General features: G+C 68.3%; 19 protein-coding genes. 8 read left to right on the top strand and 11 right to left on the bottom strand.

Annotation, left to right across the window (positions count from 1 at the left end; all coding sequences use genetic code 11):
- Positions 1–179: 179 nt before the first annotated feature.
- On the top strand, positions 180–1,886 hold the full coding sequence (gene paaN, locus AC07EJ_RS16575) for a phenylacetic acid degradation protein PaaN (RefSeq protein ID WP_478884431.1): 1,707 nt from the start codon (positions 180–182) through the stop codon (positions 1,884–1,886).
- Positions 1,887–1,906: 20 nt separating this feature from the next.
- Here paaN and AC07EJ_RS16570 read toward each other — a convergent pair whose 3' ends face one another.
- The 3 genes from AC07EJ_RS16570 to AC07EJ_RS16560 form a co-directional block, all read right to left on the bottom strand.
- A complete protein-coding gene (locus AC07EJ_RS16570) occupies positions 1,907–2,689 on the bottom strand; it encodes a TrmH family RNA methyltransferase (protein ID WP_389478934.1) in 783 nt (260 codons plus the stop codon).
- A gap of 112 nt (positions 2,690–2,801) precedes the next feature.
- Positions 2,802–4,025 (bottom strand): HTTM domain-containing protein, encoded by a 1,224-nt coding sequence (locus AC07EJ_RS16565; RefSeq protein WP_478884430.1) that lies wholly within the window; start codon positions 4,023–4,025, stop codon positions 2,802–2,804.
- Positions 4,022–5,017, bottom strand: coding sequence for a DUF5819 family protein (locus tag AC07EJ_RS16560; protein WP_389478932.1), 996 nt, complete (start codon positions 5,015–5,017; stop codon positions 4,022–4,024). Before AC07EJ_RS16560 ends, AC07EJ_RS16565 begins: the two co-directional genes overlap by 4 nt.
- A gap of 250 nt (positions 5,018–5,267) precedes the next feature.
- On the opposite strand from AC07EJ_RS16560, the gene paaA reads away from it, so the two are divergent.
- The 6 genes from paaA to AC07EJ_RS16530 all read left to right on the top strand — a co-directional run bounded on the left by paaA (position 5,268) and on the right by AC07EJ_RS16530 (position 10,380).
- Positions 5,268–6,344, top strand: a complete 1,077-nt coding sequence (gene paaA / locus AC07EJ_RS16555; protein ID WP_389478931.1) for a 1,2-phenylacetyl-CoA epoxidase subunit PaaA — start codon at positions 5,268–5,270, stop codon at positions 6,342–6,344.
- Positions 6,341–6,631, top strand: coding sequence for a 1,2-phenylacetyl-CoA epoxidase subunit PaaB (gene paaB, locus AC07EJ_RS16550; RefSeq protein WP_227296143.1), 291 nt, complete (start codon positions 6,341–6,343; stop codon positions 6,629–6,631). Before paaA ends, paaB begins: the two co-directional genes overlap by 4 nt.
- Complete coding sequence (gene paaC / locus AC07EJ_RS16545; protein WP_389478930.1) at positions 6,628–7,374, top strand: 1,2-phenylacetyl-CoA epoxidase subunit PaaC; 747 nt, start codon at positions 6,628–6,630, stop codon at positions 7,372–7,374. The genes paaB and paaC overlap by 4 nt, the downstream gene beginning before the upstream one ends.
- Positions 7,368–7,994 carry a 1,2-phenylacetyl-CoA epoxidase subunit PaaD gene (gene paaD / locus AC07EJ_RS16540; RefSeq protein WP_389478929.1) on the top strand — a complete coding sequence of 209 codons (627 nt, stop codon included), beginning with the start codon at positions 7,368–7,370 and terminating at the stop codon, positions 7,992–7,994. The genes paaC and paaD overlap by 7 nt, the downstream gene beginning before the upstream one ends.
- Positions 7,994–9,067 carry a 2Fe-2S iron-sulfur cluster-binding protein gene (locus AC07EJ_RS16535; RefSeq protein ID WP_389478928.1) on the top strand — a complete coding sequence of 358 codons (1,074 nt, stop codon included), beginning with the start codon at positions 7,994–7,996 and terminating at the stop codon, positions 9,065–9,067. Before paaD ends, AC07EJ_RS16535 begins: the two co-directional genes overlap by 1 nt.
- Before the next feature lie 173 nt (positions 9,068–9,240).
- Entirely contained in the window at positions 9,241–10,380 is a 1,140-nt protein-coding gene (locus AC07EJ_RS16530) for an acyl-CoA dehydrogenase family protein (protein WP_389478927.1), read from the top strand.
- 26 nt (positions 10,381–10,406) lie between these two features.
- Here AC07EJ_RS16530 and AC07EJ_RS16525 read toward each other — a convergent pair whose 3' ends face one another.
- The 4 genes from AC07EJ_RS16525 to AC07EJ_RS16510 form a co-directional block, all read right to left on the bottom strand.
- Positions 10,407–10,736 carry a rhodanese-like domain-containing protein gene (locus tag AC07EJ_RS16525; RefSeq protein WP_116512043.1) on the bottom strand — a complete coding sequence of 110 codons (330 nt, stop codon included), beginning with the start codon at positions 10,734–10,736 and terminating at the stop codon, positions 10,407–10,409.
- A gap of 287 nt (positions 10,737–11,023) precedes the next feature.
- Positions 11,024–11,926, bottom strand: coding sequence for a J domain-containing protein (locus AC07EJ_RS16520; protein ID WP_478884429.1), 903 nt, complete (start codon positions 11,924–11,926; stop codon positions 11,024–11,026).
- Positions 11,927–12,229: 303 nt separating this feature from the next.
- Positions 12,230–13,663, bottom strand: a complete 1,434-nt coding sequence (locus AC07EJ_RS16515) for a DUF2252 domain-containing protein (RefSeq protein ID WP_389478925.1) — start codon at positions 13,661–13,663, stop codon at positions 12,230–12,232.
- A 159-nt stretch (positions 13,664–13,822) separates the two neighbouring features.
- Positions 13,823–14,200: a winged helix-turn-helix transcriptional regulator gene (locus tag AC07EJ_RS16510; protein ID WP_389478924.1), complete on the bottom strand. Its 378-nt coding sequence runs from the start codon at positions 14,198–14,200 to the stop codon at positions 13,823–13,825.
- A 118-nt stretch (positions 14,201–14,318) separates the two neighbouring features.
- Here AC07EJ_RS16510 and AC07EJ_RS16505 point away from each other — a divergent pair, with 118 nt between their 5' ends.
- Positions 14,319–14,978: an FMN-dependent NADH-azoreductase gene (locus tag AC07EJ_RS16505; protein ID WP_389478923.1), complete on the top strand. Its 660-nt coding sequence runs from the start codon at positions 14,319–14,321 to the stop codon at positions 14,976–14,978.
- A gap of 126 nt (positions 14,979–15,104) precedes the next feature.
- On the opposite strand, the gene AC07EJ_RS16500 is transcribed toward AC07EJ_RS16505, so the two are convergent.
- The 4 genes from AC07EJ_RS16500 to AC07EJ_RS16485 form a co-directional block, all read right to left on the bottom strand.
- Positions 15,105–15,881, bottom strand: a complete 777-nt coding sequence (locus tag AC07EJ_RS16500) for a 4'-phosphopantetheinyl transferase family protein (RefSeq protein WP_389478922.1) — start codon at positions 15,879–15,881, stop codon at positions 15,105–15,107.
- An 85-nt stretch (positions 15,882–15,966) separates the two neighbouring features.
- Positions 15,967–16,803 (bottom strand): carbon-nitrogen hydrolase family protein, encoded by an 837-nt coding sequence (locus AC07EJ_RS16495; protein WP_389478921.1) that lies wholly within the window; start codon positions 16,801–16,803, stop codon positions 15,967–15,969.
- A 46-nt stretch (positions 16,804–16,849) separates the two neighbouring features.
- Positions 16,850–17,170, bottom strand: a complete 321-nt coding sequence (locus AC07EJ_RS16490) for an AzlD domain-containing protein (RefSeq protein WP_389478920.1) — start codon at positions 17,168–17,170, stop codon at positions 16,850–16,852.
- Positions 17,167–17,892: an AzlC family ABC transporter permease gene (locus AC07EJ_RS16485; RefSeq protein ID WP_478884428.1), complete on the bottom strand. Its 726-nt coding sequence runs from the start codon at positions 17,890–17,892 to the stop codon at positions 17,167–17,169. The genes AC07EJ_RS16490 and AC07EJ_RS16485 overlap by 4 nt, the downstream gene beginning before the upstream one ends.
- Positions 17,893–18,016 lie beyond the last annotated feature (124 nt).

Genomic DNA, 18,016 nt, shown 5'->3' with positions numbered 1-18,016 from the left:
GGGTCGTGGCGGCCGCGCCGGGACAGCGGCGGGCGGGAAGTTTTCCACAGGTTCGACGACCCCCCTTGTCCCGACCGATCGTTCGGTTACTCTAACCGTGTCTGCCTGTTCCTGCCCAGCTGTCCCTGCCCAGCTCGCCGGCTCGACGAAGAGCCGTCTCGACGAGGAGTTGGTCCGTCATGGCCGCCGAAGTCACCGCGCACGACCTGATCGCAAAGCACCGGCCCACCCTCGACCAAGCGCTGGAAGCGATCCGCACGCGCGCGTACTGGTCGCCGCACCCCGAGCACCCCAAGGCCTACGGAGAGCACGGAAGCCTGAGCATGCCCGAGGGCAAGGCCGCCTTCGACGCGCTCTCCGGCACCCGGATCGACCTCGGACAGCCCGGCACGGACGACTGGGTGGGCGGCGAAATGTCGCCGTACGGCGTCGAGTTGGGCGTGACCTACCCACATCCCGATCTGGACGTCCTGCTCCCCGCGATGCGCGCAGGCATGCGCGCGTGGCGCGAGGCGGGCGCCGAGGCGCGGGCCGCCGTGTGTCTGGAGATCCTGGCCCGGATCAGCGCGCGTACACACGAGTTCGCGCACGCCGTGATGCACACGAGCGGGCAGGCCTTCATGATGGCGTTCCAGGCGGGCGGCCCGCACGCGCAGGACCGCGGCCTCGAAGCGGTGACGTACGCGTACGTCGAGCAGGTGCGCACGCCGGACGCGATGGAGTGGACCAAGCCACAGGGCAAGCGTGATCCCCTCGTCCTCGGCAAGCAGTTCACGCCGGTCGGACGCGGCATCGCGCTCGTCATCGGCTGCAACACCTTCCCCACATGGAACGGATATCCGGGGCTCTTCGCCTCCCTCGCCACCGGCAACGCCGTCCTGGTGAAGCCCCACCCGCGCGCGGTGCTGCCCCTCGCCCTCACCGTCCAGGTGGCCCGCGAGGTCCTCGCCGAGTCCGGCTTCGACCCGAATCTGGTGGCACTGGCCGCCGAGCGGCCCGGCGAAGGCATCGCCAAGACGATCGCCCTGCGCCCCGAGATCAAGATCATCGACTACACGGGCTCGACGGCGTTCGGCGACTGGCTGGAGACGCACGCCCGGCAGGCGCAGGTCTACACGGAGAAGGCCGGCGTCAACACGGTCGTCATCGACTCGACCGACCGCTACAAGGGAATGCTGGCGAACCTCGCGTTCTCCCTGTCCCTGTACAGCGGCCAGATGTGCACCACCCCGCAGAACCTCCTCATCCCGCGCGACGGCATCAGCACGGACGAGGGCCCCAAGAGTTACGACGAGGTGGTCACCGACATCGCGGCAGCGGTCGGCGGCCTCCTCGGCGACGACACCCGGGCGAACGCGCTGCTCGGCGCCCTCGTCAACCCGGACGTGAAGTCCCGCCTGGAGGCCGCCTCCGGCCTCGGTGAAGTCGCCCTCGCCTCACGGGAGATCAGCAATCCCGAGTTCCCCGGTGCCGTCGTCCGTACGCCGACGATCGTCAAGCAGGACGGCGCGCGGAAGTTCTGGGACGGCGCCGACTCCGAGTCCGCCTACCTCAGCGAGTGCTTCGGCCCGGTCTCCTTCGCCGTCGCCGTCGACTCCACGGCGGACGCGCTGGAACTGCTGCGGCGCACGGTGCGCGACAAGGGCGCGATGACGGTCGGCGCGTACACGACCTCCGACGAGGTCGCCGAGGCCGTCGAAGAGGTCTGCCTCGAAGAGTGCGCCCAGCTGTCCGTCAACCTCACGGGCGGGGTGTACGTGAACCAGACGGCAGCGTTCTCGGACTTCCACGGCTCCGGCGGTAACCCCGCGGCCAACGCGGCGCTGTGCGACGGAGCGTTCGTGGCGAACCGCTTCCGGGTCGTGGAGGTGCGCAAGGAGGCATGAGGCCTCCGACGGAAGCCTGCTCAGGCAGCCGGGCGGCCCACCGGACCGCCCGGCGTGCCACAGGTACTCCAGTGGAAGAGCGTCATGCCGACGCTCGTCGCCAGGTTGTAGCTGGAGACCTGTGCCCGCATCGGCAGCGACACCAAGTGATCGGCACGGGCGCGCAGTTCGGGCGACAGGCCACTGCGCTCCGAGCCGAAGGCGAGCAGCGCGTCGTCCGGCAGTTCGGTCCCCCGGATGTCCTCGCCCTCCGGATCGAGCGCGTACACGGGCCCCGGCGGCAGCTCCGCCACCGCCAGGCGCTCGACCGCGGTCGCGAAGTGCAGGCCCGCGCCCCCGCGTACGACGGTCGGGTGCCAGGGGTCGAGGCTGCCGGTCATGACGACGCCCGTCGCTCCGAAGCCCGCGGCGAGCCGGATGACGGCGCCCGCGTTGCCGAGGTTGCGGGGGTTGTCGAGGACGACTACGGGCGCGGTCCTCGGCAGGTGCGCCACGGCGGCCAGGTTCGCCGCCCGGTCCGGCCGCACCGCCAGCGCGGCCACCCCCGTGGGATGCAGACGCGGCACCAGAGCACGCAGTGTGTCCTCCGGCACCTCCTCCACAAGCCCGTCAAGCACGTCCCGCACATCCGGAGCGAGCTCCTCTGCCAGGGCGAGCACGGCGGCACGACTGGTCGCCAGGGCCACGGGCACGCGCGCGCCGAAACGCAGGGCGTGCTTGAGCGCGTGGAACCCGTCCAGGAGGACGGCCGAGTCGGCACGGGCGCGCCATTCATCGACGCCGGCGATATCCGCCCTGTTCATGCTGCTCGATCCGCCCTGCTCATGCTGCTCGCCTGTTCACGCTGTTCGCCCTGCTCACGCCTGTTGCCGGTTCACGCGCACGCTGCGTGCCTCTGCCCGCTGTTCGCCCTGCTCATGGCGTGAAGCCTACGTGGGCCTGTTCGGGGCTCTCCTCGGCGCGAGGCCCCGGCACCGTAGGAGCACCGGCCGTACGGGAAAACAGGCCTCCACGCGCGCGTGCCACCCATCCGCCCAGCCGCTTCAGGAACGGCGTCGGCAGGAACACGGCATCGGCGGCGATCATCGCGAGCGAGAAGAACGGCAGTCCGAGCAGGACGGCGATCACCGCGTGCTCGCACATCATGGCGACCAGCAGGACGTTCTTGACGCGCCGGTTGAACAGCGTGAACGGGAAGGCGACCTGCACGGCGACCGTCCCGTACGACACGAGCATCACCATCAGCCCGTGCGAGGCGAGCAGGTCTCCGAGGGCCGGCCAGGGAGAGAAATAGTCCAGGTGGAGCGGGTAGTAGACCGCCGTCCCGTCCTGCCAGCGACTGCCCTGGATCTTGTACCAGCCGGCGGTCGCGTAGATCAGACACGCCTCCGCCATGATCACGAGAAGCGCGGCGTTGTGCGCCAGGTTCGCGATCACGTCGAACAGCTGTCGGAGCTCGCTGTACGGGTCCCTCCTGTTCACCGCCCACCACAGGCCCTGCACGGCCCACAGCCCCCAGAACACGACCAGCCAGCCCCCGCTCACAACCCCCATGAACGTGATCACGGAGAGTCCGAGCCCGGCGAGCCACCACAGCACCGGCCCCACTCTGTCCGGCCGCCCGATGTCGCTCTCACGCGCAATGTGCTCATGCGCACTGTGCTCACGCGCGCGTGCCGCTCGCCGCGCATCCAGCGACCAGACCTGCCCGCACCGCGTGAACGCCAGGTAGATCGACATCAGATGGATGACGTTGTCGCCGCCGTCGCCCATGAAAATGCTGCGGTTCTGCAGCGAGAGCACGCCGATCATGAACAGGACGGACATGGTCCGGGTACGCCAGCCCAGCATCAGCAGCGCACTGGACACGAGCGCGGCGGCGTAGACGATCTCGAACCAGACGCGGCCGTCCGACCACATCAGAGCGGTGAAGGCGCCGTTACCGGCGATGAGCTGCTGCGCCATGTCCCAGCTCCACGGCCCGTCGGGCCCGTAGAGCTCGTGACGGTTGGGGAACTCGCGCAGCAGGAAGAGAAGCCAGGTCGCGCAGAACCCGATCCGGATCACGGCACTCTGATAGGGGCCGAGGGCGAACCCGGTGACGCGGTCGATGCGGTCGATGGGGTCGATGCGGTTCACCGGGCATCCGTCCCGTCACCGGCGGCACGCACGCGCGTGCTGTTGCCGTTTTGGCTCGGGTTCTGGCTCTGGCTCTGGCTCTGGCTATTGCTGTTGCTGTTGCTGTTGAGTGCTCTGTCCGCGACCGTCACCATCGACCAGGGAATCTGCCGGTAGAGAGGCTTGGGATCCACTTTCTCGTCACTCCACGGGGGCGGCGCCACGTTGGTGGTTCGCGAGCGGACCTGGACGCGGGCGATGTATTCCTTCTTGCCGGCGGCCGTCTTGCCGGCGGCCGTCAGCCCGTCCTCGTGGGACAGCCGCAGGACGACGATGCGGCGGATGTAGCGCTCGGAGAGCTGGCCGCGCAGACCGTTCGGGCGGTTCTCACTGTCGTGCGCGGACACGTAGAAGTCCCAGGCCCGTCGCAACTCGTTCTGTTGCGTGTGGCTGGGCAGCAGATTCCCGTCGATGTCGGCGCCGTCGCGTGCCGACAGGTCGTACCAGCCGGTCGTGCGCGTACCGCCGTCGGCCGTACGGATCTCCGCGCGGGCCTGCACGGCGATGTTCTGCTGAAGCGGGTTGGGCGCGAACAGCTTCCAGTTCTGCTCGAACTCCGGATATATCCAGCCGTCAATGGCCCGGCCGTACTCCTTGGAGACGGTATTGGGCGGCGCGACGTGCAAAAACACCATCGCGACGTGCACACACGCCCCGAGGGCGACCACGACCAGTGCGCAGGCGGCGGCGATCTGGTAGCGGAGGGAGAGGGCGGACAGGCCGATGCGGGGTGGGGCGGTTGGGGGCAGGGGCGGGGGTATGAGGGGTGGGTTCTGGGGATCCAGCTCAGGCTCGTGGTCCGGCTCGGGTACGTGGCCGAGCTCAGGCTCCTGGCCCGACACGGGCACGTGGCCGAGCTCAGGCTCGCGGCTCGGCGCCGGACTCCGCAAAGGGTCCGGCTTCGGCTCCGGGTCGGAACGCCGGGCGGTCGAGCCCTTGTCGTACGCGTCCATGCCGCCCCGTTTCCCCGAGTCTCCCGATGCCTCCGGTCCGCGCTTGTGCCGAACCGATTCCTCGCCACGCGGCCCGCTCCTGCCGCCGCACCGGCACGGTACTCAGCCGAGCACGCGAGGCACAGAGCCACGGGACTTATCCACAGGCCGGACCTCGCAGGGTTGACACCCTACGGCGCTCGTCCCACCATTGAATCCAACGAACCGAACGATCGGTCGGGAGATTCGCTCAAGGTCGAGGGAGACCGGGATGGCGACAGCAGCTGCGCACCAAACGGCGCGGACACAGGCGGCCCACGCCACGTCCGACGCCACCGGCACCGCCTCGGGCACTGCCTCGGGCACTGCCTCGGGCACCGCCGCGTATCAGACAGCGTTCGACGCCGCCGTCGCGGCGGAGGAGCGCATCGAGCCCCGTGACTGGATGCCGGACGCCTATCGCGCGACGCTTGTGCGCCAGATCGCGCAGCACGCCCACTCCGAGATCATCGGCATGCAGCCGGAGGCCAACTGGATCACGCGCGCCCCCTCACTGCGGCGCAAGGCGATCCTCATGGCCAAGGTCCAGGACGAGGCCGGCCACGGCCTGTACCTGTACAGCGCCGCCGAAACGCTCGGCACGGGCCGCGACGAGCTGCTCGACAAGCTGCACAGCGGCCGTCAGAAGTATTCGTCGATCTTCAACTATCCGACGCTGACCTGGGCGGACGTCGGCGCCGTCGGCTGGCTCGTGGACGGCGCAGCGATCACGAATCAGGTCCCCCTGTGCCGCTGCTCGTACGGGCCGTACGCGCGCGCCATGGTGCGGATCTGCAAGGAAGAGTCGTTCCACCAGCGCCAGGGCTACGAGCTGCTGCTCGCCCTGAGCCGCGGCACCGAGGCCCAGCACGCGATGGCGCAGGACGCCGTCGACCGCTGGTGGTGGCCGTCCCTGATGATGTTCGGTCCTCCGGACGACGAGTCTTCGCACTCCGCGCAGTCGATGGAGTGGAAGATCAAGCGCCATTCGAACGACGAGCTGCGCCAGCGCTTCGTCGACATCTGCGTCCCGCAGGCCGAGTCCCTCGGACTCACCCTCCCCGACCCGGACCTCGTATGGAACGCGGAGCGCGGGCACCACGACTTCGGAGCCATCGACTGGACGGAGTTCTGGGAGGTCCTGAAGGGCAACGGACCGTGCAACGACCAGCGGATCACCCAGCGCAGGCGGGCGCACGACGAGGGCGCCTGGGTCAGGGAAGCGGCCGCGGCCCACGCGGCGAAACACTCCGAGGCGAAGCCCTCCGGGGCACAAGACTCCGGGGCGAACGGGAAGGCGACGGCATGAGTGACGCGAAGGACTGGCCGCTGTGGGAGGTCTTCGTACGCTCCCGGCGCGGACTGTCGCACACCCACGCGGGAAGCCTGCACGCGCCGGACGCCGAGCTGGCCCTGCGTAACGCACGCGATCTGTACACCCGCCGCGGCGAAGGCGTTTCGATCTGGGTCGTCCCGTCCACCTCGATCACCGCCTCCTCGCCCGACGAGAAGGACCCCTTCTTCGAGCCCTCCGCCGACAAGCCGTACCGGCACCCGACGTTCTACGAGATCCCGGAAGGGGTGAAGCACCTGTGACCACGTCCCTGAACCCCGTCTCCGCCGTCGGCACCGTCAGCGCCGCCGCCGCACTCGCCCTGGGCGACGACGCACTCGTGCTGTCACACCGACTGGGGGAGTGGGCCGGACACGCCCCGGTCCTCGAAGAAGAAGTCGCCCTGGCCAACATCGCGCTCGACCTCCTCGGCCAGGCCCGGGTCCTGCTCTCCCTCGTCGGTGACGAGGACGAGCTGGCCTACCTGCGCGAGGAACGCGCCTTCCGGAACGTCCAGTTGGTCGAACAGCCCAACGGCGACTTCGCCCACACCATCGCCCGCCAGCTGTACTTCTCCACCTACCAACACCTCCTGTACGGCCGCCTCGCCGCGACCGACGGACCCCTCGCCGGCCTCGCCGCCAAGGCGGTCAAGGAGGTCGCCTACCACCAGGACCACGCCGAACAGTGGACCGTACGTCTCGGAGACGGCACCACCGAAAGCCACGACCGGATGCAGCGGGCCTGCGACGCACTCTGGCGTCACACCGGAGAGATGTTCCAGCCCATCGACGGCATCGACATCGACTGGCCGGAGATGGAAGCCAGTTGGACCGCATCCGTCACCGCCGTCCTGGACCGGGCGACCCTGACCGTTCCCGAGGGACCGCGGACCGGGGCCTGGAGCGCCGGCGCCGGACGCCAGGGCCTGCACACGGAGCCCTTCGGACGGATGCTCGCCGAGATGCAGCACCTCCACCGCAGCCACCCGGGGGCGTCATGGTGACCAAAGCCCCCGAGGCCTCCCCCCAGGACACCGCCGACCGACCGGAGACGCCGCTCGAAGCGGAGCTGCGCCGCCTCGCCGGCTCCGTGCCCGACCCCGAACTGCCCGTTCTCACACTGGAAGAGCTCGGCGTGCTCCGAGCCGTCCACTGCCTCACCCCGGGCAGCGTCGAGGTCGAGCTCACCCCCACCTACACCGGCTGCCCGGCCGTCGAGGCCATGTCCACGGACATCGAGCGCGTCCTGCACGAGCGCGGCATACCGGAGGTCACCGTCCGGCGGGTGCTCGCACCCGCCTGGACCACGGACGACATCACGGACGAGGGCCGCCGCAAGCTCCGGGAGTTCGGCATAGCGCCACCCCGCGCCGTCCAGGCGGACCAAGGACCCGTGACCGTCGCCCTGGGCCCCACCCGCACCACAACACCCATGCGCACAGCTGCCGACGCGGCTGCCGCCACGCTCCTCGGTGCCCCCGAAGCCAGCGACGCCGCCCTGCGCTGCCCGCACTGCGGATCCACGGACACCGAACTGCTGAGCCGCTTCTCCTCCACCGCCTGCAAAGCCCTGCGGCGCTGCCTCGACTGCCGCGAACCCTTCGACCACTTCAAGGAGTTGTGATGGCCCGCTTCCACCAGCTCCGCGTAGCGGCGGTCGACCGGCTCACCGACGACTCCGTGGCCCTCACCCTCGAGGTCCCCGAACCCCTGCGTGAGGAATTCCGCCACGCACCCGGCCAGCACCTCGCCCTGCGCCGCCCGGCCGGCGAGGGCGAGATCGACAAGGGCGAGATCCGGCGCACCTACTCGATCTGCTCACCGGCCCCAGACCCTGAAGGACCCCGCACCCTCCGCGTCGGTGTCCGCCTCGTCGAAGGCGGATCCTTCTCGACGTACGCCCTCAAGGAGATCGCCGTCGGCGACGCCCTGGAGGTCATGACCCCCGCCGGCCGCTTCATCCTCGAACCCGCCCCCGGGCTCTACGCCGCCGTGGTCGGCGGCAGCGGCATCACCCCCGTCCTGTCGATCGCGGCCACTCTGCTCGCCCGCGAACCGAACGCCCGCTTCTGCCTCATCCGCAGCGACCGCACCGCAGCGTCGACCATGTTCTTGGACGAGGTGGCCGACCTGAAGGACCGGTACCCCGCCCGGTTCCAGCTGGTCACGGTCCTCTCCCGGGAGGACCAGCAGGCAGGCCTCGACTCCGGCCGCCTCGACCAGGAACGCCTGACGACCCTGCTGCCTGCACTGCTTCCCGTGGACGAGGTAGCCGGCTGGTACCTCTGCGGCCCGTTCGGACTCGTACAAGGAGCGGAACGCACGCTGCGCGCCCTCGGCGTACGAAGAGGCCGCATCCACGAGGAGATCTTCCACGTCGACGACGGAGCGGCACCCGCCCGCCCCGCGCCGGCCCTCGCGCACTCCACAGTCACCGCCCAGCTCGACGGCCGCTCCGGCACCTGGCCCGTCGGCGACGGCGAATCACTCCTGGAGACCGTGCTGCGCAACCGCCCCGACGCGCCGTACGCCTGCAAGGGCGGCGTCTGCGGGACCTGCCGCGCGTTCCTCGTCTCGGGCGAGGTGCGCATGGACCGGAATTTCGCACTCGAACCCGAGGAGACCGAAGCCGGCTACGTACTCGCCTGCCAGTCCCACCCGGCCACGGAGACGGTGGAGCTGGACTTCGACCGCTGACGCTGCCCCGCCGACCGCCGACCGCCGACCGCCGACCGCCGACCGCCGAAGCCACCCCTACTGCCCTCGCATTCCCTCCGCGTATTCCCTTCTCGTAGAACTTGTTCTACCTTGACGCACCGTCAGATCCTGGCGGGTCGCCACGATGAAACGGTGCACGGAGGGACAGGGCAGTGGACTTCACCTTCACCGAAGAACAGCAGGCGGCTGTCGAGGCGGCCAGGGCCGTGTTCGGCCATGTCGCGCCGGACAGCGTGCCGAGCCCGGCCCTCACCCCCGGCGCGGTCGCCCACGACTTCGACCGGGCCCTGTGGTCGAAACTCGCCGACGCCGACCTGCTCAGCCTCCTGCTCAACCCCGAACACGGCGGCGCGGGCCTGGACGCCATCGCGCTCTGCCTGGTCCTACGGGAAGCCGCCAAGACACTCGCTCGCGTCCCGCTCCTGGAACACACCGCGACCGCAGTCGCCGTACAGACCTACGGCAGCGACGAGTTGAAGGAGCAAATCCTCCCCCGGGCAGCCCGTGGCGAACTCGTCCTCACCGCCGCCTCGGCAGGCCGCACCGGCCACGACCCGGCCCAACTCGCAGTCAGTGCACGGCACGACACGGACACCGACACCTGGACTCTCGACGGCACCCAGACCGGCGTGCCCTGGGCCCACAACGCCGACCACATCGCCGTACCCGCCCACACCCCGCAGGGCCGCACCATCGTCGCCGTGCTGCCCCACTCGCACGAAGGGCTCGCCCTCGCCGAACAGATCTCCACGACCGGCGAACGCCTCGGCGAACTCCACCTCGACTCCGTACGCCTCGACCCGCACCAGATCATCGAGACCGACGAAGCCTGGGACCGGCTGCACCAACTCCTCACGACCGGAACCTGCGCCCTGGCGCTGGGCCTCGGAGAACGCGTCCTGCAGATGACCGGCGACTACACCAGCAAGCGCGAACAGTTCGGCTACCCGGTGGCCACGTTCCAAGCGGTCGCGGTCCAGGCCGCGGACCGTTACATCGATCTGCGCGCCATGGAAGCCACCCTCTGGCAGGCCGCCTGGCGCATCGGCACCCAGGCGGGCGGAGCGCTCCCCGCGGCAGGCGACATCGCGGTCGCCAAGATCTGGGCGTCCGAAGGCGTACGACGCGTCGTCCAGACCGCACAGCATCTGCACGGAGGATTCGGCGCCGACACCGACTACCCGCTGCACCGCTACCACGCCTGGGCCAAGCAGCTGGAACTGTCCCTCGGCCCAGCAGCCGCACACGAGGAGACACTCGGCGACCTACTGGCTGCCCATCCCCTCAGCTGATCCAGCTGATCCAGCTGATCCAGGGGTCAGAGCACGAAGCCCGACTGCCCCTTGTCGTCCACGACGGGCCGCCCGGCGGCGGCCCACACCTGCATGCCACCGTCCACATTCACCGCGTCGATGCCCTGCTGTACGAGGTACATCGTCACCTGCGCGGAACGCCCGCCGGACCGGCAGATCACATTGACCCGACCGTCCTGGGGAGCCGCCTCGGTCAGCTCGCCGTAACGCGCCACGAACTCACTGATCGGAATGTGCAGCGCACCCTCGGCATGACCTGCCTGCCACTCATCGTCCTCACGGACATCGAGGAGAAAGTCCCCGTCCACGAGCTCGCCGACCTCAACCGTGGGCACACCAGATCCGAAATGCATACCCCCGACGCTACCCGACCCCATCCGGGCCCTGACTCGCCAGGCACCGGGCCGGTCAGCCGCTCGGACTCTCAGCCACGCGGGGGGACCCGCTCGGTCTGGGACAACCACTCACCTACAGGCCGGCCCGGTCAGCCCACTCGCATAGCCACAAGCCGACCGGTCAACCCACTCGCATAGCCACAAGCAGCCTGCTCGCCCGCTAGCTCAGCCGCCAGCAACCTGCTCACCCGCCGGCTCAGCCACCAGCAGCCGACCGGTCGACCCGCTCAGCTACCAGCAGCCTGCTCGCGCATCAAGCGCTCCAGCTCGGCCTCGCGCTCGGCGACCTGCGCGAGCAGCTGCTCCGCGATCTCCTCGAGCAGCCGGTCGGGATCGTCCGGCGCCATCCGCAGCATCGCGCCGATCGCACTCTCCTCCAGCTCCTGAGCAACGGCCGTCAGCAGCTCCTTGCGCTGCGACAGCCACTCGAGCCGCTCGTACAGCTCCTCGCTCGGGCTGGGCTTGCGCGCCTCGGGCACAGGCCCCGCGGCCCACTCGTCGGACAGCTCCTTCAGCAAGGCCTCGTCGCCACGGCCGTAGGCCGCGTTGACCCGCACGATGAACTCGTCGCGCCGCGCCCGGTCCTTCTCGTCCTGCGCCAGATCCGGGTGCGCCTTACGGACGAGCTCCCGGTAGAGCTTGCGAGCCTCGTCGCTGGGCCGCACACGCTGCGGCGGCCGCACCGGCTGATCGGTGAGCATGGCGGACGCCTCCGGCGAGAGACCGTCCCCGTCCATCCACTGGTCGAACAATTCCTCGACCGCGGGCATGGGCATCACGCGCGCCCTGGCCTCGTCCGCCTTACGCCGGTCCTCCGGATCCCCGCTCCGCGCGGCGACCGCCTCGGCGATCTGCGCCTCGAGCTCGTCCAGGCGCGTATACATCGGGCCCAGCTTCTGGTGGTGCAGCCGAGAGAAGTTCTCCACCTCTACCCGGAACGTCTCCACCGCGATCTCGTACTCGATCAGCGCCTGCTCAGCGGCGAGCACAGCCCGCTCAAGCCGCTCCTCGGGTCGCTTCTCAGTAACAGGCTGCCCCTCAGTAAGAGGCTGTCCCTCAGCAACGGGCTGCCCCTGCGGCTCGGCGGCAGGGGCCTCGGACGGGGTCGACTCGGCTTCCGGGGTCGTCACCCGACCAGCCTAGGGCACGGTCCGGGTTGCCCTGCTCGACGCCTGATTTCAATGGTTCTGGGGGGCTCCCCCTCCCCCCGCCCCCTCCCACCTCACCCCAGATCAGCTCAATTCAACCCACCCAGAATCCACAGCAGGCCGACTCGCCCCACCCCGCAACCACCCCGCGTCGGCTCACCCCACCCGCCCCAAGCGCCCGCACGCCCAAACCCACCCCGCCTTAAGGCCACCCCGCCCGAAGGCCGGCCCTTCCCCCTCCCCCCAAAAACCCCACCCCAAAAAACTCCACCGCAAACCCCCACCTCAAACCCCCACCTCAGCCCTCACCCTCCCCTCCCGCACAGCCCTGACCAGGGCTGCGTGGTCCTGTTCTGTGCGGTCCGCGTAGGTGACCGCGAACTGGGCGATGGCCTCGTCCAGTTCCTCGTTCTTGCCGCAGTAGCCGGCGATCAGTCGAGGGTCGGCGCTGTGTGCGTGTGCGCGGGCGAGGAGCGCGCCCGTCATGCGGCCGTAGTCGTCCATCTGATCGGCGGCAAGAGCCGCGGGGTCGACGCTTCCCTTGCGGTTTCTGAACTGCCGTACCTGGAACGGACGTCCGGCCACGGTCGTCCAGCCGAGCAAGATGTCGCTGACGACCTGCATCCGTTTCTGGCCGAGGACCACGCGCCGCCCTTCATGGATGGCGTTCGGCGTCTCGAATCCCACTGCGGGCAGGTGCGGAAGCAGCGCGGAGGGCCGTGCTTCCTTCACCTGGAGCACGAGTGCCTCTCCCCGGTGGTCGAGGAGCAGCACCACGTACGACCTCGTGCCCACGCTCCCGGTGCCGACGACGCGGAAGGCGACGTCCTGGATCGCGTAGCGGCCGAGCAGGGGCAGGCGGTCTTCGGAGAGTGTCTGCAGGTAGGCGCCGAGGGATGCCGCGACGTCGGACGCCTCCTCGTCGGAGACGCGGCGCAGTACGGGTGGTGCGTCGACGAAGCGTCGGGTGCCGTCCTCGGCCAGTTCGGTGGACTTGGCGGCGAATCTTCCGCTGGTGTTGTTGCGTGCCTTCTCGGATACGCGTTCCAGCATGCCGACGAGGTCATGGGCGTCGGTGTGGGAGACGAGTTCCTCGTCGGCGATGGCGTTCCACGCGTCGAGGGCGGGCAGTCGGGCCAGCAGACGCATGGTGCGGCGGTACGCGCCGACCGCGTAGTGCGCGGCTTCCCGGCAGGTGTCCTCGTCGGCTCCGGCCACGCGGCCTGCGAGGACGAGCGAGGTGGCGAGTCGCTTCACGTCCCATTCCCAGGGGCCGCGCACCGTTTCGTCGAAGTCGTTCAGGTCGATGACCAGACCGCCGCGGGCGTCGGCGTAGAGGCCGAAGTTCGCCGCGTGGGCGTCTCCGCAGATCTGGGTGCCGATGCCGGTGACGGGGGTCTGTGCGAGGTCGTGGGCCATGAGGCCGGCAGATCCGCGCAGGAACGCGAACGGGGTCGCCGCCATCCTGCCGACGCGTATGGGTGTGAGCTCTTCGATCCGGCCGAGGTTGGACTCGTCGACCGCGGTGACGGCGTCGGGGCGTGCGGGGTGCAGGGTGAGGGTCGCGTGCGTGGAGCGCGGTACGCGGTCGCGCAGGGCCTTGCCCTCTTGCTTGGGTGATCCGGAGGCAGGTCGCGCGGCGAACCCTTGGACGGCCGGCAGCCGTCGAGCTGCCGCTTCTTCACGCTGTATCGGCACCGCCGTGTCGAGCTCGGTCACGCGGACCGCCTCCCCCGTCTCTGAACATCAATTGGCGACGACCGTACCGCCGTCGGCCGAAACCCGTCAGAGCCTGTGGATAACCCCGCGATTGTGGAAACCGAGCGCGGAACCAGGGCGCGGAACCAGAGCGCGGAAGCAAAGCATGGGACCAGAGTTCTAACACTCAGGCAGATGCTCCTCGGCCCACAGCCCGAGTTCCTTCAGCGCCGGTTCGAGCGCGGCGCCCGCTTCGGTCAGGCGGTACGCGACGCGGAGCGGGGGGCCTTCGTCGACCTCGCGTACGACGAGGCCGGCGGCGCCGAGTTCGGTGAGGCGGTCCGAGAGCATGCGCTCGCTGATGCCGGGGATGGCTCGGCGCAGGTCGGCGAAGTGGACGGGGTGCTGGAGGAGGACGGAGACCACGAGTCCTGTCCAGCGTTTGCCGAGCAGGCCGAAGACGCGGGTGATGCCGCCGTCGACTCGCTTGCACGCGTCGGGGTTCTGGGGCCCCGTCCCGCATGCGGTGCCGCTCTCGTGTTCCCCGTTGCCCGCCATGCCTTCAGGGTACTGCCCTACCGTAGGGGACTAAATAAAAGTAAGTTACTGTTCATAAGGTAGCTCCGAACGGAACTACACCTCCGTACCCGACCACCCCGCACCTTGGAGACCCCCAATGCCCACCCTTCTGCACGTCGACTCGTCCCTCTGGCCCGGTTCGGCCTCCGCGTCCCGCACCGTCGCCGACGCCTTCCGCAAGGCCTGGGAGGAGCAGCACCCCGACGGCACGGTGATCTACCGCGATCTGGCCGTGGACCCGGTCCCGCACCTGGACACGGTCGGCGCCTCGGCCGGTTTCGCCGATCCCGCCACCCACAGCCCGGAGCAGGCCGCGGCCTTCGCCGAGCGTCTGAAGCTCATCGAGGAGCTGGAGCAGGCGGACGCCGTGCTGATCGGCGCCCCTATGTACAACTTCTCGATCCCGTCGACCCTGAAGGCCTGGCTGGACCAGGTGATCCTCATGGGGCGTACCGCCGGCGAGACGCCGTCCGCGAAGGGGACGCCCGTCACGGTCGTCGCCAGCCGTGGCGGCTCGTACGCCCCGGGCACCCCGCGCGAATCCTTCGAGTACGTGCAGAACTACCTGCGTGACCTTCTCGGCACGATGCTCGGCCTGGATGTGGACTTCATCGTTCCCGAACTGACCCTGGCGCACGCGACTCCGGCGATGAGCGAGCTCATACCGCTCGCCGAGGCCTCCCGCGCCAAGGCCCTGGAGGACGCGGAGACCCGGGCCAAGGATCTCGCCGCGCGCTTCTCCGCCGACGCCGCCTGACACCCCGCCCCGCCCCGCCCACTGCGGGGTGTCACACCGCTCCTGACCTGTCCGGGCATAGCAAAACGGGCTCATCGTCATCACGATGAGCCCGTTTCCCACGTCCCAGATGAACGATCCTGCACTTCACTGTGCGAGCCGTTGCAACGCGGGGGCGATCCCCGAAGAAACATCGAGTACGCGAGGCGTGATGCGCTTGGGCATATCCCTGGACTCCCCAACATTCCGCAATGCGATTGCGGCCGCATACCCTTCGGGCGCGACTATGGACGCCAGGGACCAGCCAGGAGTAATTCCCACTGAACTGAAGCGGTCACCCAGCCCAGTGTTTACCCCATTCGGCTCGACGGCGAGACCGACTCCCAATCCCTTGAGATACGACTCTTTGCGCACCCAGCAATTCAGGACGGCCTCTTCCTGCTCTTCTCGTGCCAGCGTTTGCAATGCCGATTGCTCAGCGGGATGGAGAAGGGATATCAGTTCAGCGCAATGGATGTTTCGGGCGGCTTCGACGTCGACCCCCACCGGCTGGAGCGCAACAGCCACTGCGGCCATTTCTTCAGCGTGCGACAACGAAAAATGGACCGATGGCGAGGAGGCTACGGTCGGTCGGCCGTGGGGGCCACTGCATGCGGGACACGGTTCCCGGCCGAACGCGACGCATGCAGGGGAAAGATCCAGATAAGCACCCAAGATTTGACGCAATCCGACATGCGCCACCAGATAGGTTCCGCGATCTCGAGGTCGTTTGAAGCTGCTCGCTTTAGCACGTTCCCGATCATCGAGCAGACCATATTGCGCTTCCGCCGCCGCACATGCGGCAGATGAAGCCGGAATCAGCCACACCTCAGGGATCTTGAGAGAACTAAGTCGCTCGACATGCTCCGGAAGAACGATGATCACCCATCCCCTGCAATTTCCGGAGGGGAGTCTCTGACGTTTTGTGTCACACTACGCAAGCGGTGACTTGAGCACCCGTAGAGGAGAGTCATGAACCAGGGACTTGAGCATCGGGATGATTAGTGAGGTCTTCCAGCATGGTCAGGTTCTTGCGAGTGGATGCCAGATCCGTATCGTCAAGATCTGCAATCGCGATAGCAGCCTCCTCGCTACCAGCCTCCGCGACCAGCCGCCCGTCGGGCCCGTAGATTGCGCTTCCTCCGCAGAACTCCCAGGGGCCCTGTCGACCTACGAAATTGGCAAACAATACGTAGAGAGTGTTCTCAAGGGCGCGTGCCGGGAAATAAACGGACCGGCGATGATCCGAGTCACCCGTGACGAATGCGCCGCCGCACAGGTACGCGTCCGCCCCGGCGAGTGCGGCTGCACGGGCGTGCTCGGGGAAGCTCGCGTCATAGCAGATACTCAGAGCCAACCGCCATCCATCCACCGTCACCGTGCAGCAATCCGTGCCGGGGACGAAGAGCTCTCTTTCGTGGGCCTCGAGGTGCTGCTTATGGCAGACCGCAGTTGTCCGGCCGTGCCCATCGACCACCACGGCAGAGATGGCCGATCGCTGCCCCGAGGCGGTTGGCGCCCCCACAATCGCCGTCACTCCGGAAGCGCGGCAGGCTTCCCTTATGGGATCCAACTCCGGCCCATAGGGATCGACTGCGTGTTCGGGCAGTGATGCGCGAAGCCAGGCGGTCTCGTATCCAGTGAGCGCAAGTTCAGGGAAGAGGAGCACTCGCACTCCCGCCTCCCCTGCGGCCTTCACCACGAACGCTGATTCAGCAACGTTATGAGTGATGTCGCCGGGGCGGGCTTGTGTCTGAGCGACAGCCACCCGCAGGGGTGCACGATGAGAACTCAGCTTGGTCTTCACGGCCGGGCCTTTCATGGCTGCAGATGAATGAGGAGAGGACGACGGCTCAGCCAATGAGCCAGCGACTCAGAAAGAAGACGGCTATGCCGATCACTGTGACCAAGAGGAACTTCTTCGAGATCAGACCCGCAACGAAGGTGGCTATACCACCGACCAGGTAGGGATTCGAAACGGTTAGCTCGATACCCTCGCCGGAAGGCGCAAGGACGGCAGGGAACACCAGTGCCGCCAGCACGGCCGGCGGCGTGTAGTTGAGTGCCGTCTTCATCACCGGAGGCATCGTTCGATCCGCGAAGAGAGCCAGAGGCAGATAACGCGGGAGGAAGCTGCAAACGCCCATTCCCAAAATCAAGAGCGCCATGGTCATCGCAGCTTCTCCTTGCTCTCCGTGTTCCCCGCATCCTGGGGATTCGCTTCAACCGTTCCCTCGGCCGTTCGGCTCTTGACCGCGTACTCACACGCTGTGCCGACCCCTGCACCGACAACCGTGGCCAGAACGATCCCAAGGTTGTAGGGCAACCCGTGGGCCAGCATCACGGTGAGGCCGGCGCTGCAGATGACAGCCGCCACCCGCCAGTTGGCCAGACCGGTTGCCAGCATTGCGATGAACATGGCTGTCATGGGGAAATCGAGGCCGAGCTTCTGCACGTCAGGCACGGCAGAGCCGAGGATCATGCCAACGACCGTCGACAGCATCCACGTGGTGTACATCACGCCGGAAGCTCCGAGGAAGTACAGATGCTTGCGCTGGGCGAGCTCCCCCTTCTTCAGCCGCTCGATGGCCACGAAGAAGACCGCATCGATCAGCCCGAAGCCGAGCAGTACTCGCCAACGCTGCGGCACTTCCTTGACGTGCGGAACCAGAATCGTCGAGTAGATCAGCATCCTCAGGCCCAGGATGAGGGTGGTCAGGATGATCGTGAGCCAGCCCGCCCCATCGGCCAGCAGGGCAAAGCCGACGAACTGGGCTGTTCCTGAATTCACGGCCATCGCCAGGCCCATGGTCGACCAGGCGGAGAGTCCGCTGGACAGACCCAGAACACCGCCGGCAATGCCCATGGGGATGGCCGATGCGAGGAACGGCGTCATGCTCTTGGCCCCTGCCAGGAGCTGCTGGCGTGGAGTGGGAAGCGAATCGGCTTCCGTTATGTCTGCGCTACTCATCTCGGTGCACTTCATTCTGTCGGTCTTCGGTCTGCGGGGCTTGTCCCGC

This window comes from Streptomyces sp. NPDC045026 (assembly GCF_056432625.1).
The sequence above is the reverse complement of the archived record's forward strand: the minus strand, read 5'-3'. Positions and strand labels throughout refer to the sequence as shown.